General features: G+C 40.9%; 20 protein-coding genes. 9 read left to right on the top strand and 11 right to left on the bottom strand.

What is annotated here, in order from left to right; genetic code table 11:
* Window positions 1-479 precede the first annotated feature (479 nt).
* Window positions 480-2,162: an SUMF1/EgtB/PvdO family nonheme iron enzyme gene (locus H5182_RS10370; RefSeq protein ID WP_145238352.1), complete on the top strand. Its 1,683-nt coding sequence runs from the start codon at window positions 480-482 to the stop codon at window positions 2,160-2,162.
* 117 nt (window positions 2,163-2,279) lie between these two features.
* On the opposite strand, the gene H5182_RS10365 is transcribed toward H5182_RS10370, so the two are convergent.
* The 7 genes from H5182_RS10365 to H5182_RS10335 all read right to left on the bottom strand — a co-directional run bounded on the left by H5182_RS10365 (window position 2,280) and on the right by H5182_RS10335 (window position 11,623).
* Window positions 2,280-4,199 carry a transcriptional regulator gene (locus H5182_RS10365; protein WP_182759978.1) on the bottom strand — a complete coding sequence of 640 codons (1,920 nt, stop codon included), beginning with the start codon at window positions 4,197-4,199 and terminating at the stop codon, window positions 2,280-2,282.
* Between the two features lie 346 nt (window positions 4,200-4,545).
* Entirely contained in the window at window positions 4,546-5,424 is an 879-nt protein-coding gene (locus tag H5182_RS10360) for a TraB/GumN family protein (protein WP_145238356.1), read from the bottom strand.
* A gap of 46 nt (window positions 5,425-5,470) precedes the next feature.
* Window positions 5,471-6,919 (bottom strand): sensor histidine kinase KdpD, encoded by a 1,449-nt coding sequence (locus H5182_RS10355; protein ID WP_182759977.1) that lies wholly within the window; start codon window positions 6,917-6,919, stop codon window positions 5,471-5,473.
* Entirely contained in the window at window positions 6,900-7,574 is a 675-nt protein-coding gene (locus tag H5182_RS10350) for a response regulator transcription factor (RefSeq protein WP_182731675.1), read from the bottom strand. Before H5182_RS10350 ends, H5182_RS10355 begins: the two co-directional genes overlap by 20 nt.
* A 59-nt stretch (window positions 7,575-7,633) precedes the next feature.
* Window positions 7,634-9,598 carry an LTA synthase family protein gene (locus tag H5182_RS10345; protein ID WP_182759976.1) on the bottom strand — a complete coding sequence of 655 codons (1,965 nt, stop codon included), beginning with the start codon at window positions 9,596-9,598 and terminating at the stop codon, window positions 7,634-7,636.
* Window positions 9,589-9,963, bottom strand: coding sequence for a diacylglycerol kinase (locus H5182_RS10340; RefSeq protein WP_145238368.1), 375 nt, complete (start codon window positions 9,961-9,963; stop codon window positions 9,589-9,591). Before H5182_RS10340 ends, H5182_RS10345 begins: the two co-directional genes overlap by 10 nt.
* Entirely contained in the window at window positions 9,956-11,623 is a 1,668-nt protein-coding gene (locus H5182_RS10335; RefSeq protein WP_182731676.1) for a phosphoethanolamine transferase, read from the bottom strand. The genes H5182_RS10340 and H5182_RS10335 overlap by 8 nt, the downstream gene beginning before the upstream one ends.
* Window positions 11,624-12,189: 566 nt before the next feature.
* Between H5182_RS10335 and ilvG the strand changes: the two genes are divergently transcribed.
* The 7 genes from ilvG (at window position 12,190) to can (ending at window position 20,711) form a co-directional block, all read left to right on the top strand.
* Complete coding sequence (ilvG, locus tag H5182_RS10330) at window positions 12,190-13,839, top strand: acetolactate synthase 2 catalytic subunit (RefSeq protein WP_145238374.1); 1,650 nt, start codon at window positions 12,190-12,192, stop codon at window positions 13,837-13,839.
* On the top strand, window positions 13,836-14,078 hold the full coding sequence (gene ilvM / locus H5182_RS10325) for an acetolactate synthase 2 small subunit (protein ID WP_182731677.1): 243 nt from the start codon (window positions 13,836-13,838) through the stop codon (window positions 14,076-14,078). The genes ilvG and ilvM overlap by 4 nt, the downstream gene beginning before the upstream one ends.
* A 114-nt stretch (window positions 14,079-14,192) precedes the next feature.
* Window positions 14,193-16,049 carry a dihydroxy-acid dehydratase gene (gene ilvD / locus H5182_RS10320; RefSeq protein WP_182731678.1) on the top strand — a complete coding sequence of 619 codons (1,857 nt, stop codon included), beginning with the start codon at window positions 14,193-14,195 and terminating at the stop codon, window positions 16,047-16,049.
* A 2-nt stretch (window positions 16,050-16,051) separates the two neighbouring features.
* The gene (gene ilvA / locus H5182_RS10315; protein ID WP_182759975.1) at window positions 16,052-17,602 is read left to right on the top strand and encodes a threonine ammonia-lyase, biosynthetic; all 1,551 of its coding nucleotides are present in this window, start codon (window positions 16,052-16,054) and stop codon (window positions 17,600-17,602) included.
* Window positions 17,603-17,791: 189 nt separating this feature from the next.
* Window positions 17,792-18,826, top strand: a complete 1,035-nt coding sequence (locus H5182_RS10310) for an ABC transporter substrate-binding protein (RefSeq protein WP_404936213.1) — start codon at window positions 17,792-17,794, stop codon at window positions 18,824-18,826.
* A gap of 32 nt (window positions 18,827-18,858) precedes the next feature.
* Window positions 18,859-20,055, top strand: coding sequence for a methyltransferase (locus H5182_RS10305; RefSeq protein WP_182759973.1), 1,197 nt, complete (start codon window positions 18,859-18,861; stop codon window positions 20,053-20,055).
* Window positions 20,052-20,711, top strand: a complete 660-nt coding sequence (can, locus tag H5182_RS10300; RefSeq protein WP_182731681.1) for a carbonate dehydratase — start codon at window positions 20,052-20,054, stop codon at window positions 20,709-20,711. The genes H5182_RS10305 and can overlap by 4 nt, the downstream gene beginning before the upstream one ends.
* 124 nt (window positions 20,712-20,835) lie before the next feature.
* Here the strand turns inward: can and H5182_RS10295 are convergent, their stop codons facing one another.
* From H5182_RS10295 to H5182_RS10280, 4 genes are all read right to left on the bottom strand, one after another.
* Window positions 20,836-21,633 (bottom strand): AraC family transcriptional regulator, encoded by a 798-nt coding sequence (locus H5182_RS10295; RefSeq protein ID WP_182759972.1) that lies wholly within the window; start codon window positions 21,631-21,633, stop codon window positions 20,836-20,838.
* A 14-nt stretch (window positions 21,634-21,647) separates the two neighbouring features.
* The gene (gene map, locus H5182_RS10290; protein WP_182759971.1) at window positions 21,648-22,433 is read right to left on the bottom strand and encodes a type I methionyl aminopeptidase; all 786 of its coding nucleotides are present in this window, start codon (window positions 22,431-22,433) and stop codon (window positions 21,648-21,650) included.
* Window positions 22,426-22,632: a ParD-like family protein gene (locus tag H5182_RS10285; protein ID WP_145238403.1), complete on the bottom strand. Its 207-nt coding sequence runs from the start codon at window positions 22,630-22,632 to the stop codon at window positions 22,426-22,428. The genes map and H5182_RS10285 overlap by 8 nt, the downstream gene beginning before the upstream one ends.
* A gap of 115 nt (window positions 22,633-22,747) precedes the next feature.
* The gene (locus H5182_RS10280; protein ID WP_145238407.1) at window positions 22,748-23,020 is read right to left on the bottom strand and encodes a ubiquinone biosynthesis accessory factor UbiK; all 273 of its coding nucleotides are present in this window, start codon (window positions 23,018-23,020) and stop codon (window positions 22,748-22,750) included.
* 113 nt (window positions 23,021-23,133) lie between these two features.
* Here H5182_RS10280 and rep point away from each other — a divergent pair, with 113 nt between their 5' ends.
* Window positions 23,134-25,152, top strand: coding sequence for a DNA helicase Rep (gene rep / locus H5182_RS10275; protein ID WP_145238754.1), 2,019 nt, complete (start codon window positions 23,134-23,136; stop codon window positions 25,150-25,152).
* Window positions 25,153-25,156: the final 4 nt, after the last annotated feature.

Here is a 25,156-nt window from a genome sequence, read left to right as displayed (position 1 = left end):
AGCGTCTCTTACCCTCGTTGTGAATAATTCAATTAAAGATCTTTTTTTATGGTGCAGTCGGGAGGCCAGCATCGCAGGAAGGGTATTGTGAGTATTTACATAGAAAGCGACGAGCAAACGTGAGTAATTGCTAAAAACCCTTAGCCTAGTATTTAACTTCGTATAAACCCCCAGTCAGTAATTCGCAAGCTGCTAATTTGCAGTCATTCACATGTATTAAATTTAGGTTTTACAACCCATTGACAGTTTTTTCTGTAAGTAGAATAGATATTGTTGAAAAGTAAATAGAGCAAATTAGTCAGCTTTCTGGTTGTTGTCCTAAATGAGAATATTAAGATGGGTATCACTTTATTCTCGATAAAATTAATCTAGGATTTTTCTATTTAACTCTAAAGGTAGGTTTTTTCTAAGATTAATAGCATTCACTATTTCATTGTTATGGCTTAGTTATACCAATTCGAATAACAAAGGATGTACCAATGAAACTCAATAACTACTTACTTACATTTTGCTGTGCTATTGGCAGCGCTCATCTTCATGCTGACGAATTTGCTAACGCTGGTGGCCATGCAACAACGAAACCGATAGAGCCGATTATGGCCACTATTCCTGCTGGCAGTTTTGCTATGGGATCTACCAAAAAAGAAAGTACCCAGCCTGTTACTAACGTCAATGTTAAAGAATTTAGTCTGGGTAAATATGAAGTCACCGTAAGTGAATTTCGTCGTTTTATTGCGGCAACAAATTATGCTGCACCAAAAGAATGCCGACATGAAATGAACGGGTGGTTCTTACAGTATTCAAAAGGCAACTGGGAAACTAATGCCTTAAATACCAGCGAATTTCAGCCCGTTGTTTGTATCAATTGGCAAGCGGCACAGGCTTATACAAAATGGTTAGCGAAGGAGACCGGTAAGCCTTATCGATTACCAACCGAGGCTGAGTGGGAATATGCCGCTAGAGCTGGCACTAAAACCGATTATTATTTTGGTGACGATCCTGATAATACACAAGTGTGTAACTATGCCAATGTTGGCGATTTATACGGTGAAAGTATCTTGCAGCGCGACAGTAATACTAGCTATTACAACTGGAGTGGCGATATAGCCCATTGTAATGATCACTCAGCTTACGCCAGCATTGTTGGTATGTATGAGCCTAATGCTTTTGGTTTGTTTGATGTATTAAGTAATGTACAAGAATTCTTAGCTGATTGTTATGTGCGAGGCTACAAGCATATCGCTAATGATGGTTCAGCTTACGTAAGTGACGAGTGTGAGCTGCGTGCTGCTCGAGGTGGTAGTTGGCATTGGAGTCATAGTCCGCTATTTAGTCGAGGCGCTATTCCAGAAGATTTTGCTGGCGGCGTTGATGGCTTTAGACTCGCACTTGATGGAGCCGCACCCAAACTAGCTAAAAGCAGTCAAAAATTTCAACGTGAGTTAATTTTTGCTCAACAACAAGAGCAAAAGCGCCGAGATAATCAGCCTGCTATTCCAGCCCAAGTGACTAATGTTGTATTAACGCAAACAGACGATTCGGTAACGCTAACGTGGGATAAAAGTGAAGACAGTGATGTCGATAGCTATCGTGTTTATCGCAATTTACTTTCTGGTGGTATGTTTAAGTTACTGGCAAGCAACCTGACTCAAACAACGTTTACAGATAAAAATATTGGGCAACATAAATATGACTATACCGTGGTGGCTGTTAAACAGCATCTGCAAAGTCACTACAGTAAGCCGATAACCATTGAACCAGGTTGGATAAGTGTTCCCGGTAAAGTAGAAGCTGAATGGGCAGTCGAATTTAGTGATAGTGTAATTTCTTTTAGCTCTGATGGTGAGCGCTTTGGTAGCGTCTTAACGGGGCCAGATGCTATAGGTAAAAACGCTGTTATTACTTATCAGCTTAATGTCGCCAAAGCAGGGTTTTACCAACTTGAATACCGTGTTGCAGCCGAGCGAGATACCAAAGGATTTGACGTCTATAGTAATGAAAAAAAATTGGCTGAAAACCCAGTACTTAAAACCGGCGGTTACGATAAATGGCAAATTCAGCAAGGCTCTCTGGTTAAGTTGAAACAAGGTAAGAATACACTAACCCTAAAATCTCGCGACAATAATTGGAAACTGAATTGGTTATCCTTGAAAGCGAGTTAATACCTAGTTAGAAAAAGCAAAAACTACTTGGGTAGCTTTTTAGCGTGGCTCTTGAAATATGCTTGCTACCCTTACTAGCTCGATAAAAAAGAGCAAAAAAATTTTTAAATAGCGTTTTTAAAGATTAAGCGTAAGTAATTTATCTTTATTATAACGTCGCCAATTCTCACCCGCATGCTCAGTAATATATTGAGAATAGAAGTCGTAATTTTCAGAGTCGTTGTTATCACTACATAATAACAACGCAACATCCAAACTCAGGTTTCTGTCACCAGAAAGTTGCGCTTGTTCAAAGGTGCGTTTTGCTAAGCGATTAAAGTCCTTTGTTTGTTTACTGGCTTGGGCAAATAAAGTTTTTAGATAAGAGTTTTGTGGACTATCAATAGATGTAGTCGTTACAGATAAATTATCAATCAATGCCTTGGCTTCCGCCAAGCGATTTTCATCAAGGTAATATTGTAGCAAACTCTTGCGGCTACTTTGCGCAACCCAGTGGTCAGGCGTTAATTTGGTAAAGTCGAGTACTTGTTTAAAATGAGGTTCTTTGTCTGCTGGCGTTTGGGCAAAAATAGCATAATGAAAGGGGATTTTAGCAAAGTGATATGGTGGCAAGTTATACGCTTTCATTTTACGTTCAGCTTGTTGTAAATAAAAGTATTGGTCTGTTGCTTGCTTATTTTTATAAGCTAAAACTGAAAGGTAAGTGAGAGCATCTAATTCACGCAGTATATCGTTAACCTGCAGTGATAATTGCGCGGATTTGAGCAAACTTGCTTTCACCGCATTGTAGTTTTTATTTTGGTGATCTAACCAAGATTGAGCAAACCAGGCATCTGCTAGGCGCTTAGCATCATTAATCTTTTTGAATTGAGAAATTGCGCTGGCGAGTTTTTCTGAACTGAGCTCAAACAATTCTTTTCTTGTTAAAATTTCACTTTGTAGTAATAGGGCGTTACCTAATTGTTGTGTGTTTTGTGCTTCAATAGCAAAATTAGCAAGTTTATCAGCCATTACCATGGCTTTTTCAAACTCTTCCATTTGAATATAAAGCATCGCCAACTTGCCTAAGTTAATAAAGTCGTTAGGTTTGCTTTTATGGGCGATAGATAACTTAGCCAGTCTGATTTCAAGTGACTGTGGTGACATTAATAAGTCATAAATGTAATCTTGTGATAAGTGCTGTTTTAGCTTGCTTATCACTGCTTGATTGGAAGAACCTGTTAATTGTCCGCGCCAGTCCGTAATAGGACCTTTCAAGATAAAATCTAGATAGGTGAGTGAATTATAGGTACGTACGTTGGCGGTTAGTATCAGTGGATGCTTATCAGCAAGCTTTGGATATTCACTCTCAATCGATGTTTCAAAGTGCAAAGGGCTTAGTTGGGGTAGTTCTGTAAAATCAAAAAATTCATCATCAGCGAGCTTTATAGTGTTGTTACTAAGGCTTTGAGTAAAAGGTATATAAGCAATGCCAATTGCAGCAGGTGCGGCGACTTTATCAGAACTATGTGGGAATAGGATTAAGATTGCTGTGGCGAAAACAACCAGTAAACTTGTGAGCAAAGCATAAAATCCCATAGGCTTTTTTTCTGCAGGGCCAACTTTAAATATATCGCTTGAGTTTATGTCAGACGTTGCGTTAGCACCGATTTTTTGTGTCAATGGCATAGTTGCAATTGGCTTAGCTTTAATTGTAGTAGTCGTAATGTTTACAGATCGAGGCTCAGTTATTACTGCTGTTTGTATTTGGCTTGTATTCAATTGCCATTGATAACCACGCTTAGGGAAAGTTTTAATCGCGCTATTACCAAAAACAGCTCTTAGATGGCTAATATTTTGAAATACAGCCTGTTCAGACACCACTTTATCGTGCCAAACCTTAGTTAAAATAGCATCTTTACTAAAAACTTGTGTGGAATCAGAAAGCAGTAACGCCAATAGCTTAGCTTCATTAGGACGAATATCAATATCGTCGCCATTTTTGCTGAGTATTAAGTTGTTACTGTCGAATTCAAAATCTAAAAAAGTATATCGCATTATTTAAAGTATTTAGTTTGCTGCTACTATAATCCAACATCATCTTAACCGACCTAATGTTTAAAGGGGAGTATTTATCAATAGCGTGATGACAAGATTAACAGTTACATCATCATCAGCCTCAACTTATCTATGTATTCAAATAAAAGCCTTACCCATTTTGAATAAGTGCATGATTTCGACATGTTGAATTCAGAAATGAAAAAAACGTTCCTACATTTATCAACCAAATAGTAAGGTCAGATATCAGCTACACAACCTTAGCAGAAAGACCTGTCTATCTGCTAAGGAAGTTATATTTACTAATACTTAACAAGCAGCAAAAATAAATTGAGTATCTCTCTATTTATAAGCGAGTTACGCTAAATCCCTGATCTTGAAATTGCTTTAACAAACCGTGTTGTTCTGGCAAATGCAGGGCGCCTACGGCGATAAATAGTTTTTCTTTACCGATGCGAGGCGTGAGCTCTCTTACCCAATTATTGTTACGTTCAATCAGCATTACTTGTTCGCTGATCTCACCGTAGTTGCTGTCGTCAAAGCTTTCATTGTAATACTTAGTTAAGGTCGCCATATCACCATTTTTCCATGCATTAACTAAGCTAATAAAGTAGGTTTCAACGTCGGCAAGCTGTTCAAACGTTTCTTCAATCATTTCGTTACTTAACAACGATAGATTATTAAACATCTCCATTTGATATTCGAGAGTTTCTAATTCGCCAACTGGTATATTGTTGGTTTTTGTATAGGCAAGTACTTGCTTATCAATGCCATATTGATCGGAAAAACCAATATTTTGAAATTCGATTTGCAACATAGTAACCATTACGGCCCATGGCGCCATATTGTTAAACATCGCAATATCAATTGATTTGTTGCTGAAGTATTGGTCAAGCTTCTTATAGTTTTGTTCCGAAAGCTCAGTTTGCAGTGTTTTGCCATTTTTTAGCATCATAAAAGGCATTGAGCGGCGCTGCATTTCCATCGGGCTAATTGCACTAACATTGACTTCAACAATTACTTTATCACTGGCATCAAGCGCGTCGGTTACTTTTTTAGGTAGTCCTTTCATGGTGGCATCACCGACATGCACAGTGCCAAACAAATATGATTTAACACCATTTTTTTCTAATTGCCACAACCCAGGTTCACTGTGGCTAGCAAAACTAATACACAGTAAAAGGGATAAAATAAAGTAACTGCTAATACGCTGAGTGAGGTTCATAATTGTCCTTATTGGTTGGGTATATATCCATATTAAACCAATACGCTTAATTGGGTAACGTTAAAATTAATGCTAAGCGAGAGTTTGGCTTGTTTTTTGCGCTGATGGTAAAGTTATTGAGATTACATAAACTGTTCACTATCGCTAGTCCCAAGCCGTGGCGTTGGTTATTCGTTCGTGAGCTATCAAGCTGGTAAAGGGGGGCAAAAATAGCCTCTAGTTGTTGTTCACTTAAAGGCTTAGCTAAAGCGTTACATAGCGTGATTTTGGTGTGATATTCATTTTGTTCGACCTGTAAGTTGATAGGTTGGGTGCTAAGCCCATAAAACAATGCGTTATCGAGCAAGTTAGATAAAATGGTATGCAGGCAAAATCGATCAGCGGTGATCATCAGCTCAGTTGCAACATTTAGCAGTAAGCGCTGCTTAATATCGGCATGTTTAAACTGCAGTTCATTGCTTAATTGCGTAATAAAGTCACTTAAATTAACGCTTTCTAAATTGAGCTCTACAGCGCTACTACCAGCGCGCTGTAATAGCAGCAAGTTATTGACGATGGTTTTCATACGCTGAGATATAGCCAATATATCGCTGGTATATGTGGCGCTAATACGCTCATCATCAGGGTAGCGCAGTGCCACTTCTGACAAGCTGATCAGCTCAGAAATTGGCGTTTTCAATTCATGGGCGATGTCGCTGGTTAGGCGTTTTTCATTTTGATAGAGCTGTTGATTGGTGGTAATAAATTTATTCAGCTCATTACGAATAGGTTCAATTTCCTCTACCTGAAAGTCACTTTTGATAGTTTGTGAGGCGCCAGTGATATCGAGTAATTTTATTTGTTCATTTAAGTTGTTCAGTGGAAAGAGGCCACGATTAACGATTCGAGTGACTAAATAACGTACTCCAAAAACTGCGATAATGCAGGTCAGAATAAAAACCACATCAATGATCAGCAATACTTTATTTAATGATGAAATAGGGGCTGCGATAGTTAAAACCATGGTCTTAAAATGACCGCTGCCGCGTGCTGCTTCGTCTTCTTGTTGGGCAATGAAGTGGCTGATCATGGCGCGACCCTCTTCACCGTTAGGCAAAGTGTAATCAATAATTTTAAATTCGTTAATGGGGATAGCGAAATTGGGTAAATCAATATTTTGATATAGTTGCAATGAATCTGATTTTTCAAACGTCTGTTGTTCGTGCCATAGCTGATAAAATTCGCTGGCATTAGCCTGCTCATATTCAGACATAAATTCGCCAGCAAAATCAAACTCTAGTTTGCCATTATGATCTTTCACTAAGGTTTTTAAATAATTAGATTTATTAGTTAACGATTGATGAAATTGGTTTTCAACCCAAGAATCAACGCTCAAATCGACAGTTAAAAAAATAGTAACCAGAATAATCGACAGTACGGCACTAATATTATTGACGAGTTTACGCTTGATAGAGTGACGTTTAGTTTTTGGCAACTCAGTTTTGAGAAGCGACATAACCAAATCCACGTTTATTCTTAATTGGTAGTTCGCCGCCTAGTAGTCGTACTTTTTTGCGGATCGCTGAAATATGTGCTTCTAGGGCATTTTTTGACAGCATATCAAATTGGCCGACCACGGCTTCGCTGATCATCTCAAGGCCTAATACCCGTTCTTTGGCACTAAATAAGCACTCAATGATTTTATATTCGTTGCGAGTAAGGTTTATGGGTTGCTGCTGATAATGCAGTGTTTTTAAGCTCAAATCTAACACGCATTCACCTACACAGAGTGTGTTTTGCTGGTTTTGTAATTGGCCTCGCCGAGACAACGCCAGTACTCTGGCATGTAATTCTTCAAACGAAAACGGTTTCGTTAGATAATCATCAGCACCTTTCATTAAGCCGTTTATTTTGTCTTGTGCTTCAGAGCGAGCGGATAGAATTAATACCCGAGCTTGACTCGAGCTGCTACGCAGTGCTTTGAGAATACTCATGCCATCAACACTTGGTAGCATTAAGTCGAGAATGATTAAATCATAGTCGCCACACAGTGCCATACTTAAACCTTGTGAACCATCACCGGTACCGTCCACGGTAAAACCGAGATTATTAAGGCCTACGTCTAGGCTGCGCCTAAGCGGTTCAGAATCTTCGATTACGAGTATTTTCATGATCTTAACTTAATTAAATAACACGGTTTGCCTTGCTGCTTTAGCAAGGCATCAGTGCGTTAATGATACCAACCATTTTGATAGGCTAAGTTACCTAAATTGGCATGTGCCAGTGCTTTTTTCACCAATTGTGGGTCGTTGCTGGTGGGCACTAATTTATCTTGTGTGTATATATAAGTGGTTGCTGGTTTTTGTGGTTGTAAAATTACGACCTTATTACCTTGACCACTATTACCGGTTATGTAGGCAAAGTTTTTATCGTATTGCATCATTGCGCGTTGTTTGTTATCAGCGATTCGCTGCGCAAGATCGCGACCTATCATCGGATGTTCACCACTGGCTCCAATTAAGGATAATAATGTTGTCGGAATATCAAGTTGGCTGGCAAGCTGATGGTCACGCTTGGCATTGATACCCTTGCCAAAAATAACCGCAGGAATACGAAAGTGCTCAATCGGCACTAAACTTGCGCCCGATACGCGCGAATCATGATCGGCAATTACTATAAAGACGGTATCGTCCCAGTAACTTGATTGCTTTGCTTTTTCGATAAAGGTGCCTAATGCATAATCGGCATATTTTGCCGCATTATTGCGAGTTTGTTTTTGCTTATCGTATAAGGTGATTTTATTATCTGGAAACTCATAAGGGCTGTGATTAGAGCTGGAAAATACCAAGCTAAAAAAAGGTTTACCTTGTTGTTGTAACTTAGTCAGTTCAATATCCGCTTGGTTAAAGAGATCTTCATCAGAGGCGCCCCATGAGCCATTAAAATCAATATTGGCAAAGTCATTACTATCTACAATGTGTTGAAAGCCATTACCCAAAAAGAAGCTTTGCATATTATCAAAGTGACTTTCACCACCGTAAATAAATTGGGTGTGGTAATTTTGTTTACTTAAAAAGTCAGCAATGGTAAAAAAATCACGTTGCGATTTATCAAGCTTTACTACTGCGCGAGAAGGCGTCGGGGTAAAGCCAGTGATAACAGCTTCTATACCACGTACTGAGCGTGTGCCTGTGGCGTATAAATTATCAAACCCCCAACCTTGCTGATAGAGCTTATCTATATTAGGAGTTAAAGGTAAACCGCCTAAAGTACCTACATAGCGAGCACCTAAACTTTCTTGTAAAATGATGACTAGATTTTTGGGTTTCCCTTGATACGCCGCTTGATGAAAGGTTTTGGTTGGAGCGCTGGCATCGTTAAAAACAGCTTGTTCATTTTGCATACTCGCGCGCACTAAGGCTAATAATTCCTCTTCTGGTATTGCACCATAAAAGTCTTGGCTTGATTTTTCGTTACCGAGTTGTTTAATTGCAAAGGCTACGCTATACAATGAGTTAAGGCTAAGATCATTAAGTAAATGATCGGTTGAAAATGCCACCATTGCAGGGTTTAACGGTCGATGACCTAGTGAGTTACGTGCACCTAGAACGGTTAAGCACAGTAGGCTAATCACCAATAAGGAGTGTTTTATGATTGGCAACTGACAGTGGCTACGCCATTGGCTGGTAAAAACTTTTGTAGCCAGTTTAACTCCGACGATCAAGAATAGTAAAGTGGCGAATACTTCTATTTTATACCCTGCAAAAATCATTCGAGAGACTTCTTTTGGGTATATTAAGTATTCAATAAATAAGCGGTTTGGACGTAAGTCATATTCATTAATAAAGGTCGGAGTGATTACTTCAAAGAAGATCAACAGAGCAGCCATTAGCAGTAAATAGTATTTAATAATGCCACGGATAAGGTGCTGTTTAGAGATTAATGTGCTGATAATAATCAACAACAATGCCGGCATTAAAATATAGCTTAAGGTAGCCGTATCAACGCGCAAGCCGCCAATAAAAATATTTAGCCAAGCATGAGAGCTAAATACTCGCTCACCTTGCCATACACTTAAGCTAAAACGAGCCAGGGTTAACATAGTTAGCGATAAGCTAAAAAATGTTAGCAATACCCAGTATGGACCGAGTTTATTTTTTAGTTGCGCAACACTAAATCTATCAGTTATGCCCATAAAATAGCCCACCAAATAAGTGTGCTTATTAGCATCGCTATAAATACACTGGCAGAGGCAATATCTTTAGCCAGCCCAGAGAGTTCATGATGTTCTGTACCAATACGATCAACTACTACTTCAATCGCAGTATTGACTAATTCAGCGAACAGTACAAACAGCAAGCTGGCAATTAAAATAAGTTTATCGCTGGTGGGAATATTCGCCAGCCATGCAAACACTCCAAGTAATAAAAATAGCGCGAGTTCTTGCTGAAATGCAGCTTCAAATCGCGTCATCCATTTTAAGCCATTAAAAGTATGGCGTAAGGTAAATAAAAGGCGTAGTAGTCCTTGACGTTTGAGTACCGTTTTCGAATTATTCATTATTGTTCTTCACTTTGTTATTGATTGTTTTACAGTTACTTACTAAATCTAAAGGTAGTTCATAAGTTTTACTTTTGATGCCTATTAGACTTATTAATGTATGAAAAATATTGTCGTGAGAAGCTGCTTGTTGTTGATCAACACTCTTCAAGCAACTTTCTGTAATGCGTTGATTACCTTTGGCAGCCCATATATACATTGGGACATGTGTTTGGCCACTAGGAGCAAAACTATAGGGAAAGCCATGTAAGTAGGCGCCGTTTTCGCCGAGCGACTCACCGTGATCTGAAATATATACAAAGGTTTTATCAATATTGTCAGGTAAGTTATTCAGTTCGGTTAACATTAATGAGTTTACGTAGTCGCTATACGCTATGGTGTTGTCATAAGTATTAACTAACTGCTCAGTGCTACAGTTTTGTATATCACTGCGGTCGCAGGTTGGTGTAAATTGCTTAAATTGATCTGGGTAGCGTTGAAAGTAAGTGGGTCCATGAGAGCCCATCATATGCAATACAATGACCGTATTGGCTTGGCTTAGATTAGCTAGTTTACGTTTAAGTGGTGCTAGTAACGCTTCGTCATAGCAATGCTGTTGTTCACAAAGTGCAGAGTTATCTACCTTGATGGTAATGTTAGTAACGCGATTACAGACATTTTTACAGCCACTGTTATTATCAATCCACAACACATCAGCGCCAGCGCTTTGGGCTATGTCGAGAATGTTTTGCTGGTTATCAGCTTCGTTACGTGAGAACTCAGCTTGGCTTTGTCGTGAGAACATACAAGGAACAGATACTGCTGTTGCGGTTCCACAGGACACTACATTGTTCAGGTACGTTACTTTGAAAGGTCGAGTGAAGCGGTTGGTGTCGCGTGTATAACCTTGGTAAGCAAAATTTTCAGCACGTGCTGTTTCACCGACTACGATAACGGTTACTTGCGTGTGTTGTGATGCACTTAATACTGGCGTTGGGTCTAAAATTTGAAATGGTTCGTCAGAGACCAGCCATTGATCGCGAATATATTTATAGCCACTGCTTAAGTATTGAAATGGAATTAACTCTTTTTTTAATAATTGATTATTACGTCCGGTGGCGGCGTAGTCAGCATAAAAGCTCAACACAATTACGGCGATTAGAGCAAAGCAGCTAAGTACGAGTTTACTGCGACTTACCAGCTCTTTGGTTAGCGGGCTAAAACGAATATTGGTTTTAATTAAAACCAATAGCGGCACTAAGGCAAATAAACAAAAGAACATGATAAATTGCAAGTTCAGATAGCTTGCCGCTTCATGACCGTCAGTTTCAAAGGTGTTTTGAATCATCGAATAGTCAAATACCACTCCATAATTTAAAGTGCCGTAAAGAGCGGCACATGAGCTTAACAATAATATGTAATTAATTGGTTTGAGTAGCCAGCGGCTAGATAATAATGAAAAGAAAATAATTAGTAAGCAAAGTAACAGTAACGGTACTGAGAGTAAAAATAACCATGAAAAAGAGGGCAGTGTGGTGATTGCGTTGAATGCACCATGCATAAAAGGAATATTGATTATTAAGCAGTAATAACATGCCAATGCAATAATAAAAGTATTGGCGCTACAGGTAATGTAGAAGCGCTTTTTAAAACCTGAACTGAAAAATTGGCCTACCAACATAAATTGAGAACTCAATAATAATAATTTAATACCTGCATAGTAGAGTCCAAGACTTAAGAAACACTTAAGGATAGCTAGTCATTTCCTGAATTAGATGATTTAAAAGGAATGATTTATTGTGATTTCGTCAAAAATTAATCAAACCAGTAATTGGTTATAACGAGGTATGAAATATCAATAGTTCCATATATGAGGTAAATTAATCTATATAGGCTTTCATATTGAATTTTTATGCCTTTAAAGTCAGGTGGTGAGCGGTTTTTTAGATTGATTTTAAGGTTGACTTAGCTCTCCCATCGCGGTACTAATATAAAAAGACAGCGGGGGAGTTAATATTCCTTCGTAAACTAACAAATTTTGGTATTTATTACATGCTTACAAACGCACTAAACCTAGTCCTAATTAACGTCGTGGTGATTATTATTACCGCGGGGGCTACTTAGTGCTTTAAAAATACGTAAAGCATTATAAAAGCCCCCCGCACTTAACCAGTCGGGGGGCTTTTTAGTTTCAGGGTTTAGCAATAGTTAAGTATAGATATGTCACTGAGGAATGAGGATTATTTAATGACAGGCGCAGAGTTAACAATTGATTTATTAGCCAAACACGGCGTAAAAGAAGTATTTGGTTACCCTGGTGGGGCAATCATGCCAATTTACGATGCGCTGTATGGTGCGCCAATTAAGCATTATCTCACTCGTCATGAGCAAGGTGCAGGTTTTGCGGCGGTTGGTTTTGCTCGTAGCACGGGTAAACTTGGGGTGTGTTTTGCGACCTCAGGCCCTGGGGCTACTAACTTAATCACCGCGCTTGCTGATGCGATGATGGATTCAGTGCCATTACTTGCGATCACAGGCCAAGTACCAACTGCTGCCATAGGCTCTGATGCGTTTCAAGAGATTGATGTATTAGGTATGTCATTATCCTGCACTAAGCACAGTTATATGGTTGAACGTCCTGAAGATTTAGCCGAAATACTGCAAGAAGCCATGCATTTAGCGCAATCAGGTCGTCCAGGCCCTGTGTTAGTAGATATACCAAAAGATATTCAAATGGCGCAAGTGCCTTTTCATCCTTGGCTTGCGGCTGATGATTACTTACCGGTGTTAGATTTAAAGCAAGTGGCTATTGCTAACCAACTATTAAGCGAAGCCAAGCGGCCTGTTGCCTATGTTGGCGGCGGTGTACAGGCGGCTGATGCGCAAGTACAGCTAATGCAATTTTTAGAAAAAACCCAAATGCCTGCGGTTTCAACGCTAAAAGCATTGGGCAGTGTATTACCTGATTACGAATATAACTTAGGTATGTTGGGCATGCATGGCGGCCAAGCTGCAAATTTAGCGGTACAAGAGTGTGATGTCCTCGTATGTATCGGTGCGCGCTTTGATGATCGTGTAACAGGTAATTTAGGCAAGTTTGCGGCTAAAGCAAAAGTGATCCATTTAGATATAGATGCTGCTGAAATTGGTAAGCGTAAACCAGCTAAAGCATCGTTAGTTGCTGATTTAAAAACCTCATTGCCGCAATTAGAGTGCTTTGTAACTGAACAAGCATGGCGTGATCATGCCAAAGAGATGATGATTGAACATGCATGGCGCTATGACTATCCGGGCGAAAAAGTATATGCCCCGTATTTATTAAGCCAACTAAGCCAGCGGATGCCAAGTACAGGCGTTGTGTGTTGTGATGTAGGCCAGCACCAAATGTGGGTGGCACAACATATGAAGTTTAGTCATCCAAGCAACCACTTAAGTAGTGGTGGTGCAGGCACTATGGGCTTTGGTTTACCTGCGGCCATTGGTGCGCAAGTAGCTCGACCAAATGATTTTGTGATCACTGTTTCTGGTGATGGTTCAATCATGATGAACATTCAAGAGTTAGCCACTATTCGTCGTAACAATTTACCGGTAAAAATATTAATTTTGGATAACCAACGTTTAGGTATGGTTCGTCAATGGCAAGAGTTATTTTTTGAAGGGCGTTATTCTGAAACTGATTTATCAGACAACCCTGATTTTGTGCAATTGGCTGCCGTATTTGGTATTGCTGGGCAAACGATCACCCACGCTAACCAAGTTGATGATGCAATTACAGCATTAGTAAATAGTAAAGGTCCTTATATAGTACATGCCTGTATCGACGATAAAGAAAATGTTTGGCCGCTAGTACCGCCAGGTGCCGCGAATGACGAAATGATGACGGAGAGTGGAAAATGAAACACAGTTTAACAGTCGCTTTAAAAAATCAAAGTATCGCCGTTGAGCGCTTTTTGCGTGTAGTTCGTCATCGTGGTTTTGATTTAACCCATTTTCAATTGAATATGGATGATGGTCAGTATTATGTGGCTATGACGGTCGACAGTGATAAGCCAATTCACTTATTAACCACGCAGCTCAATAAGCTGGTGGACGTTAAGCAAGTAACACTAGAAAATTTACAACAGCAAGCAATGTAGTTTGCTGTGAAAACTAAATCAACAGGGCTATTGGGTCTTTCCCTCTAGCAATAAAAATTTAAGAATGAGGATGTCAGTTACATATTAAAAGTAACTGCAAACACTGAGGTAACTATGGCTAAATTAAGAAGTGCAACAACAACTGAAGGTCGAAAGCGCGCAGGTGCTCGTGCATTATGGCGTGCAACAGGAATGACAGATAGCGATTTTGGCAAACCGATTATTGCGGTTGTAAACTCATTCACGCAATTTGTACCGGGTCATGTGCACCTTAACCAACTCAGTGAGCTTATGGCAGAAACCATTACTCAAGCGGGTGGTGTGCCAAAAGAATTTAATACTATCGCCATTGATGATGGTATTGCCATGGGCCACGGCGGTATGTTGTATTCATTACCATCGCGCGACTTAATTGCTGACTCAGTTGAATACATGGTAAATGGTCACTGCGCCGATGCAATGATATGTATTTCTAACTGCGACAAAATCACCCCAGGAATGATGCTGGCGGCACTTCGTTTAGATATTCCAGTAATCTTTGTGTCTGGTGGCCCAATGGAAGCAGGTAAAACTAAGCTTGCCAATATTGATATCAAACTAGATTTAGTTGATGCCATGGTAAAAGGTGCTGATGAATCAGTAAGTGATGCTGACTCAGAGCAAGTAGAGCGCTCAGCATGTCCTACGTGTGGCTCGTGTTCGGGCATGTTTACCGCCAACTCAATGAACTGTTTACTCGAAGCAATTGGCCTCGCACTACCAGGTAACGGCACTACACTTGCGACTCATAAAGATCGTAAACAACTGTATGTTGAAGCCGGTGCACGAATTGTTGATTTATGCCGTGAGTATTACCAAAAAGATAATAAAGATGTACTACCGCGCGCCATTGCTAATAAAACCGCGTTTATGAATGCCATGGTGGTTGATATTGCTATGGGTGGCTCGTCAAATACCGTATTGCATTTACTTGCAGCTGCGCAAGAAGCCGGTGTTGATTTTGATATGTCGCACATTGATGCGTTATCTCGTAAAACACCTTTCTTATGTAAAGTAGCGCCTGCAACCGCGCAATACCATATTGAAGATGTGCATCGTGCTGGTGGCATGATGGCAATAATTCGCGAGCTTGGCAAAGCTGGCTTAGTGGATCTGTCGGTAAACCATGTTGCTGGCATGACTATGGCAGAGCTAGTTAAAAAATGGGATGCCACTGATCCAAACAACGAAGCAGCGCAAAAGTTTTACCGAGCGGGACCTGCGGGCATTCGTACCACCAAAGCAATGAGCCAAGAATGTCGTTGGGATGAAGGCGATAATGACCGTGAACATGGTTGTATCCGTAGCGTTGAACATGCGTTTCGCCAAGATGGCGGCTTAGCCGTACTATCGGGTAATTTAGCTGTTGATGGTTGTATTGTGAAAAGCGCGGGTGTGGTTGATGAAATGCTACACTTTGAAGGCACCGCCGTGGTGTATGAATCACAAGACGATTCAGTTGAAGGCATTTTAAATGACGAAGTAAAAGCCGGTGACGTAGTCGTTATTCGCTACGAAGGACCGAAAGGCGGACCTGGCATGCAGGAAATGCTTTACCCAACCAGTTACTTAAAATCAAAAGGTTTGGCTGAGCAGTGCGCACTTATAACCGATGGTCGCTTCTCGGGCGGTACGTCAGGTTTATCAATTGGCCACGTTTCACCAGAAGCGGCCAGTGGCGGTGCCATTGCTTACGTTGAAAACGGCGATAAAATTATTATCGATATCGCTACCCGCGAAATCACGTTAGCGTTAACAGATGAAGAACTTGAAGCGCGTAAGCAAAAGCAACTTGCTCGTGGTAAACAAGCGTACAAACCACTCGATCGTGAACGTTATGTATCATCTGCGCTAAAAGCGTATGCGCTACTTGCAACCAGTGCTGATAAAGGCGCGGTGCGTGATTTAGCCAAACTGGAGGAGCTTAGTTAATTATGGTTTCTCAAGAGCTCGATTATTTTCGCGCTATTATCCAGGCTAATATGGAACCACTGGCAAAAGTTACTGAGGTTAGCGAAATGGCTGAACTCAGTGCTCGTCTTGGTAATCAAGTATGGCTAAAGCGCGAAGATCAGCAGCCAGTTTATTCGTTTAAACTGCGTGGTGCATACAACAAACTGGCTAAACTGCCAGCCGGTTCAGTGGTGATCACCGCCTCAGCTGGTAATCATGCTCAAGGGGTGGCGCTCAGTGCATCACACTTAGGGCATCAAGCAACGATTGTAATGCCAGTGACGACCCCTGAAATCAAAGTCAATGCGGTACGTGCGCTTGGTGGCGAAGTGGTTTTGCATGGTCATCATTTTGATGCTGCCAAAGCTTATGCACTGGAACTTACTGAGCAGCGCGACGGCATATTTGTTCCTCCATTTGATGATCCTGATGTGATAGTAGGGCAAGGCACGGTTGCACGTGAATTAATGCAGCAGCTTAATCAACTTGATGCGGTATTTATTCCAGTTGGTGGTGGTGGCTTACTTGCTGGTATGGCCGTGTATATAAAGTCATTGCGCCCAGATATCAAAGTAATCGGTGTAGAAGCTGATGAAAGTGCCTGTTTACAAGCGGCACTTGCAGCAGGCAAACCCGTCGAGCTTGAACGGGTTGGTAGTTTTGCCGATGGTGTTGCGGTAAAAATTATTGGTACCGAAACCTTTCGCTTAGCGCAAAAGTTTTGTGATGAAGTAGTCACTGTAACCGGTGATGAAATATGTGCGGCGATGCAAGATATTTTTGTTTCAACCCGTGCGATTGCTGAGCCATCAGGTGCGCTGGCAACGGCTGGGCTGAAAAAATGGTGTCAGCAAACAGGCCAAAAAGGGCTGCATTTAGCAGCTGTGTTATCTGGCGCAAACTTAAACTTTGACCGCTTACGTTATGTGGCTGAGCGTACTGCGCTGGGAGAGAAAAACGAAGCGTTGTTAGCAGTAACCATCAATGAAGAAAAAGGCAGCTTTAAACAGTTTTGCGCCTCATTAGGTGGTCGCGCTATTACTGAATTTAACTACCGTTACGCAGGCCCTGGTGAAGCGCAAATATTTGTTGGTGTTGCACTGCGCCAAGGTCAGCAAGAGTTAGATGAGCTCACAGCTGATTTAACCACCAATGGCTATCAATTTTGTGATTTATCAGATAACGAACTGGCTAAATTACATGTTCGTTATATGGTTGGTGGTAAAGCACCTGAGCAGATGCATGAGCGGTTATTACGCTTTGAATTTCCTGAATATCCAGGCGCACTGGCGCGCTTTTTAGATACTTTAGGCAGCAATTGGAATATTACTTTGTTTCATTATCGGAATCATGGTGGTTCGATGGGAAATGTATTAGCAGGGTTTGCGATTGAGCCTAGTCAGTATGAGATATTCAACGAGCATTTAAATCGCTTAGGTTACAGTGTGCAAGATGAAACACTGAATCCGTGTTTTACCCAATTTTTAACTACTCAACGTCCCATCGATAGGGTGAAAGCGGTTAATAATTAAAGATATATACTAAAACCACTTCAAGATACGAATTATGTATCTTGAAGTGGTTTTAGTATAAGCAAGCACCTCAATTGAGGTGTTTTTTTGTCTCTTTGCAAACTTAAAGTCTTGGGTTAATCGAATATCTTATCTATAGTTATAGCAATATTAGCTAACTTATTAGATCACGATTTGTCATTTAAAGGACTGAAACTTAAGCTTTATGCCACTTTGCTTATACTCAGCGGGCAAAGTTTTGCGGCAGCGGATGTGACTTTACAACTAAAGTGGACGCATCAATTTCAATTTTCTGGTTACTATATGGCTCAGCAACAAGGCTTTTACAAAGCGGCAGGGCTAAACGTCACTATTTTACCGGCAGATCCTGATAACCCAGATACCTTCACTAAAGTGTTGGCGGGCCAAGCTCACTTCGGGGTCGGGCACTCAGGTATTTTACAGCAACGGATCGCTGGTAAACCCTTGGTGGCAATGGCTGCTATTTTACAATTTTCTCCTTATTGTTGGATGGTAAAAAAAAGCTCCGATATTTTTCATCCTCGGGATTTTGTCAATAAGCGTCTTAGCAGTATCAGCCGCAAAGAAAATGCCGAATTATTGGTAATGCTCGAACGCAGTGGTATCCAAACGAATAATTTACCTTCTTATGAAAGTGGTAACAGCAGTGCGGATTGGTTAGCTGGGAGTATTGATGCGATGCAAGTGTACGTGACTAATGAGCCGTATATTATGCGTGAGCAAGGCATCGACTATAGACTTATTTGCCCGCAGAAGTATGGAATTAATGTGTATAGCGATATTCTTTACACCACAGAGAATATGCTCGAACAACATCCGCAAACAGTTGAAGCATTTTATCAGGCCAGCTTAAAGGGCTGGCGCTATGCAATGATGCATATGGATGAAACAATTGCATTAACTCAACACCAATACGCACCCAATAAAAGTTTTTCTCAGCTTGCCTATGAAGCTGAAGTATTGAGTGATTATATTTTACCACCGGGCACTAATTTAGGATCTATGTCGATAGCGAAATGGCGGTTGATTGCTGACCTATACGGGATTGAGCAAGACGAATTTAATCAGGCGCAAGATGGCTTTATTTACCAGTATGTTGAACCTGAAAAAATTAAAATGTCGTGGATGCTTATTGCGGCAATTATAATTAGTTTGTTATCTATACCACTTTATTTACGCTTGATGTTCAGAAAAAGCGTATAATGCATAAATGAAATGACCATCGCTAAAATCACATGATCCTTGCTGAGCAGTTTACAGCCCTAGATAACTTATTACATAGTACTCGCCATTATTGGCAATGCACTGCATTCGATTTTGATCAGCTGCCATGGCCTGAATTAGAACAACCATTAACGCTGTTGAGCGATCAACAAGTTGCCGATCTCGATAGCAATCAAGATGCCTTGTATCAATTTTTTAGCCCGTATATTCCCGTAGTCAATAACTTAGCTACATTGTGTTACTTACCTCAAGCCTCCACTACGCGTAGCGAATATCCGTTTTGGATCAGCAATGGTATTAAAGGGCGCAAGTTTGCGCAGCTGCAAGATTTTGTTTGTGCGCTTGGCCAAGAATCACAATTACCTGTATTAGAATGGTGTGCGGGTAAAGGCCATTTAGGACGTATGCTGGCATTTAACCGTGCGCCGAGTGTGCACAGCATCGAATTGCAACAACATTTATGTGAGCAAGGCCAGCAAAGTGCTCAGCTACAAGGGTTAGCCATGCACTTTAGTCAAGCCGATGTGCTCAAAGATGATGTAACTGGGTATTTTCAACAAGCACAACATGCAGTGGCGCTGCATGCCTGCGGGGCATTACATCAGGCGTTTATGAGTAACGCGGCTAGCGCGCAAACGCAAAAAATCAGTCTATCGCCGTGTTGCTATCACTTATTCACCCCGAATGATTATCAAGCTATGAGCGATGCCGGTAAGCGTAGCCAACTGCAGTTAACGCATCGTGATTTAAAATTAGCACTACAAGAAACGGTGACAGCGCCTTCTCGGGTAGATAAAGTTCGTAAAACTGAAGTGCAATGGCGATTGGGTTTTGATGCTTTGCGCAAAAGCCTCACCAGCGAACAAAATTATGTCAGTGTCCCCTCAGTTAATAAAGCTATTTTTTCAGATTCATTTAAAGCTTTTTGTGCATGGGCAGCAGATAAAAAGGCACTAGATATACCGCAAGGTATTGATTATGAATACTTTTTAAGAAAAGGCAAAATGCGCAAAAAAGTCACTGAACGCATCGAACTGGTCCGTCATGTGTTTAGAAGAGCAATTGAGGTTTGGCTTGTGCTCGATCGTGCTTTATATTTGCAACAACAAGGTTACCAAGTCAGTGTGCAGACGTTTTGCGAAAAACAATTAACGCCACGTAATATCCTGATCCAAGCAACCGCCAAAGACAGAAAAGAGATGAAATGAGAAAGTTAAAAAACTTATTTGAAAATAATAAACGCTGGGCTGAACGAACGTGTAAAGATGATCCGGAATTTTTTAAAATCCTATCCATGCAACAAAACCCCGAGTATCTGTGGATTGGTTGTTCTGACTCTCGTGTACCTGCTAATGAAATTGTAGATCTAATGCCAGGTGAACTATTTGTTCATCGTAATGTAGCGAATGTAGTGGTGCATACCGATCATAACTGTTTGTCAGTGATGCAGTACGCTGTCGAAGTGTTGAAAGTAAAGCATATTATGGTTGTTGGCCACTATGGTTGTGGTGGGGTTCAGGCTGTACTTAACGATGCTAAATTTGGTTTAATTGATAACTGGCTTCGTCACGTCGGTGATGTAAAAGAGAAATACACCTCAAAGATTAATGCACTCGCTGAGAAAGACCGCCTCAATAGCCTGATTGAATTGAACGTGATAGAGCAAGTACGCAATGTATGCCGTACTAATATAGTCCAAGAAGCATGGCAACGTGGTCAGGAGTTGACTATTCATGGATGGGTTTATGGTCTTGCAAATGGTCACTTACACGACTTAGAGTCAGTAGTAACTTGTGCCGATGAAGTTGATGTTAACTATAAAAGTTCAGGGCTTAAAGTATTTGAACGTTACGTAGTAGAATAAGTACGTAACCTAAGCACTGCGCCCTATCTGGGCGGCGGCTACCTTCAATAATTGTAATCTTAGTTTTAAAGGCTAAGTCGATGTGCTTTTTTCATTTGGCTTTTTTATATGGTGAAAACACCCTCTATACTTTCGGTGTTTTTCGCTTGCGATATTGCAGTGGTGTTTCAAAAGTAGAATTATGAAAGGCATGACAAAAGTGAGCATGATCATAATAGCCACATTGTAAGGCTATATCTGTTATCGGTGTTTGGCTGTCAGCAAGTAGCGTGCGTGCGGCTTTTAGTCGGTAAAATTGCTGTAATTGAGTTGGACTAACCCCGGCTTCTTTTTTTAAGCGACGCTCAAGAGTACGTCGTGTCAGGCCAAGTTGTTTGCCTATACAGCTAGTGGAATTATTGAGTTGAATAAGCTGCTTGATCACTTTAATGGTATTGCTTTTTACGAGTTGATTGTTGATTGCTTGGCTGAGTAACCACTGCTCGAGTAAATACAGTTGGCTGGTTAGTGGACTGCTTTGCATTTGTTCAACACATGCTATTAAACTGTGATACCAGCTTGGGGTAAAATCTTCACCGAGTAGATAATTTTCTTCAGCTAACTCGTGTAGCGTTATACCTAATAAGTGATAAGCACCAGTAGGCGCAAAACGAATACTGACTAAATAATCCTGATTGCTGAAAGTTGTTGCCTGCGTTTGACGATTAAATGCGAAGGTAATAACGGGTGTCGCATTGCTAAAATCAATTGTTAGGCTTGCGCCTGCATCAGGGTAGAGCTTTTCTGTAAAGAACTGTGTTGTTTGTGTGGTTGTTGAACCTATTTTCCAATAACACTGCACCCAATCAGTTAAGCGTTGATCGGGTACGAATTTTTGAAAGCTCAAATGGGGCAATGGATCATTTACTAATAAAATGGCCATGGTGTTAACCTGACTTATATCGTCGCAATGGCAATTTCTTCTTCGCGTAAAGTCAGTACTTCATAGCCGTCAGCGGTGACGACAATAGTGTGCTCCCACTGCGCAGAAAGCTTTTTATCACGAGTAACCACAGTCCAGCCATCCGGTTTAGTTTTTACTTTTGCCGCCCCTTGGTTGATCATCGGCTCAATGGTAAAGGTCATGCCTTCTTTAAGTTCAACGCCGGTATTGCGTTTACCATAATGTAAAACTTGCGGCTCTTCGTGCATTTGCTCACCAATACCATGTCCGCAGTATTCACGTACAACGCTATAGCCATTAGTATGGGCAAAATTAGCGATAGCGTTGCCAATATCGCCTAACCTCACTCCCGGTTTTACGAGCTTGATGCCTTGCCACATTGCTTGATAAGTTTTTTCGACTAAGCGCTTGGTCAACGGTGACACCTCACCAAGCATATACATTTTACTTGAATCGGCAATAAAGCCATTTTTCTCAAGGGTAATATCTAAATTGACGATATCGCCTGATTTTAATGCGCGTTTAGAGTCTGGAAAACCATGGCAGACTACTTCATTTACTGAGCTGTTTAACACATAAGGATAATCGTATTGGCCTTTGCTGGCAGGACGTGCAGCAAGTTCATCAACAATATAGCGCTCTACTAAATCATTGATCTCCATGGTGGTGATGCCGATTTTGACCTGTTGATCTAAATAGGCAAACACCTTTGCCAGTAGGCGACCAGACTCACGCATTAGCTCTATTTGTGCGGGATTTTTAATAATTATTTCACTCATGCAAAGATTCTCCAGCTGTTACATCGGCTTGTGCAAGTTGCTGTTTGATTATTTCGGAGTAGGTCATGGTTGGATTAAGCTCAGCTAGCATGCCTATCTTTATCCAGTATTCAGATTGAGAGTTTATAGATCGTACCATAGTGGTACTGGCTTTGCGGATCTCTTCGTGCAGTTGATCGCTGATTTTTACGATACCCATAACAGTGCCTATATATAAAACGTATACGTATCGTATATAGGTGTTCGCGTGTATGCAAGGCGTAAAACAAATCAGGCAGCCGAAGCTGCCTGAAGTAATAACTAAAACGGTATTATTATTCGGGTTGCTCGCTTTGCTTATTACTACTGAGTTGTTGCTCAAGTAGTGCAACTTTCGCTTCTAATGCAACGAGCTTCTCGCGGGTGCGAATTAGTACTTGGCTTTGTACATCAAATTCTTCACGGCTGACAAAGTCCATCTCAGCAAGCTTATTTTGAATAGCTTGTTTGGTTTTCGCTTCAAACGTATCGGCAAGGTTTTTAACGCCTTGCGGCATGTTACTGGAAATCTGTTTGGCAATTTCTTCAAGTTTTGCTGGGTTGATCATGTCTGTCCCTTACTGTCGCGTAAATGATAATGGCTAATGTTACCTTATTGGCTAGGCGTATTGTAGTGATTACGTTAAAATTGCCCGTCTTTAATGCAATCTCTTTGGTCGATATGAAACTCAATCCTAAACAAGATGAAGCGGTAAAATATATTAGTGGTCCATGCCTAGTGCTGGCGGGGGCGGGATCAGGAAAAACTCGTGTAATTACTAATAAAATCGCTTACTTAGTACAAAAATGTGAGTATCAAGCACGTAATATTGCCGCGGTGACCTTTACTAATAAAGCGGCGAAAGAGATGCGCGAGCGAGTTTTTCAAACGTTAGGTAAAAAAGAGTCAAAAGGCTTGTGGGTATCTACCTTTCATACCTTAGGCCTTGAGATCATTAAAAAAGAACTAACAACGCTGGGTTTTAAACCTGGCTTTTCATTATTTGATGATCAAGATACTGGGCAATTAATTGCTGACTTAACTGAAGAAGAGCTAAAAAAAGACAAAGATTTACTCAATCTATTAAAAATGCAAATAGGCAGCTGGAAGAACGAGCTTATTTTACCAGAGCAAGCGATTCGCGAAGCGCGAGAGCCACAAAAAGCGCTATTTGCGCAATTGTATGCGCGTTATCAAACCCAGTTACGCGCCTATAATGCTTTGGATTTTGATGACTTGATCATGATCCCCACCTTATTACTGATCAATAATGCAACCTCGCGTGAGCGTTGGCAACAACGTTTCCGTTACCTGCTGGTGGATGAATATCAAGATACCAATACCAGTCAATATCAATTAGTTAAGTTGCTTGTGGGTGAGCGTGCGCGTTTTACCGTGGTAGGTGATGACGACCAATCAATCTATTCATGGCGCGGTGCTCGACCACAAAACTTAGTGTTATTAAGCAAAGACTTTCCAGGTTTACGGCTCATTAAGCTTGAGCAAAACTATCGCAGTGTGAAGCGTATTTTAAAAGCTGCTAATATCTTGATTGCCAATAACCCTCATGAATTTGATAAAAAACTGTTTAGTGAGTTAGAAAATGGCGAGCCGATCAAAGTGATTGGCTGTCGTGATGAAGAGCATGAATCAGAGCGGGTCGTCGCTGAGATCATCTCGCATAAATTTATGAAACGCACCAGTTATAAAGATTATGCTATTTTATACCGTGGTAATCACCAAGCGCGTGGCTTTGAAAAGTCGTTAATGAGTAACCGAATACCTTACAAGATCAGTGGCGGAATGTCGTTTTTCTCACGCTCTGAGATCAAAGATATAATGGCGTACTTGCGCTTATTGGTGAATCAAGATGACGACAATGCGTTTCTACGTATTGTGAATACTCCGCGCCGTGAAATAGGCACAGTTACGCTGGAAAAGTTGGGTACCCTAGCCAATGAAAAACATGCCAGTTTATTTGCCACCTGTTTTGATAATGACTTAGGTTATCGCTTAAAAGGTCGCGGTTTAAACTCGTTAGCGGGATTTGCACGTTGGGTGGTTGAGCTGTCAGATAATGCGGTACGTGGTGATACCCTTGAAGCGGTAAAAGATTTAGTCAGACAAATAAATTACGAAGCTTATTTATACGAGTCATCACCGAGTGCGAAAGCCGCAGAAATGCGCATGAAGAATGTTTCTGAGTTGTACCGTTGGATCACCGATATGCTCACAGGTGATGCGGATAATCCGCCGTTGACGCTTGCTGAAGTGGTGAGTAAGTTAACGTTGCGTGACATGTTAGAACGTAACGAAGAAGAAGATGAAGCCGATGCAGTGCAATTACTAACGCTGCATGCCTCTAAGGGCTTAGAGTATCCTTACGTATTTATGGTAGGCATGGAAGAGGGGTTATTACCGCATCAAGTAAGTATTGATGAAGAAAACGTTGATGAGGAACGTCGCTTAGCTTATGTGGGGATCACTCGTGCTCAGCAAGAGCTGACCATGACCTATGCGAAAATTCGTCGTCAATTTGGCGAAACATCACAAACCGAGTTGAGCCGCTTTATACAAGAGCTACCGCAAGATGATTTAGCATTTGAAAATAAAAAAGCGCCAAATACGCAAGCCGAACGAATGGAAAAGGGCCAAGCCAGAGTTGCTAATTTACGTGCTATGCTGAAAAAGCCTGAGTAGTTCA

The sequence above is a fragment of the Pseudoalteromonas sp. SG44-17 genome (assembly GCF_014164235.1).
Classification (GTDB): Bacteria; Pseudomonadota; Gammaproteobacteria; order Enterobacterales; family Alteromonadaceae; genus Pseudoalteromonas; species Pseudoalteromonas rhizosphaerae.
The sequence above is the reverse complement of the archived record's forward strand: the minus strand, read 5'-3'. Positions and strand labels throughout refer to the sequence as shown.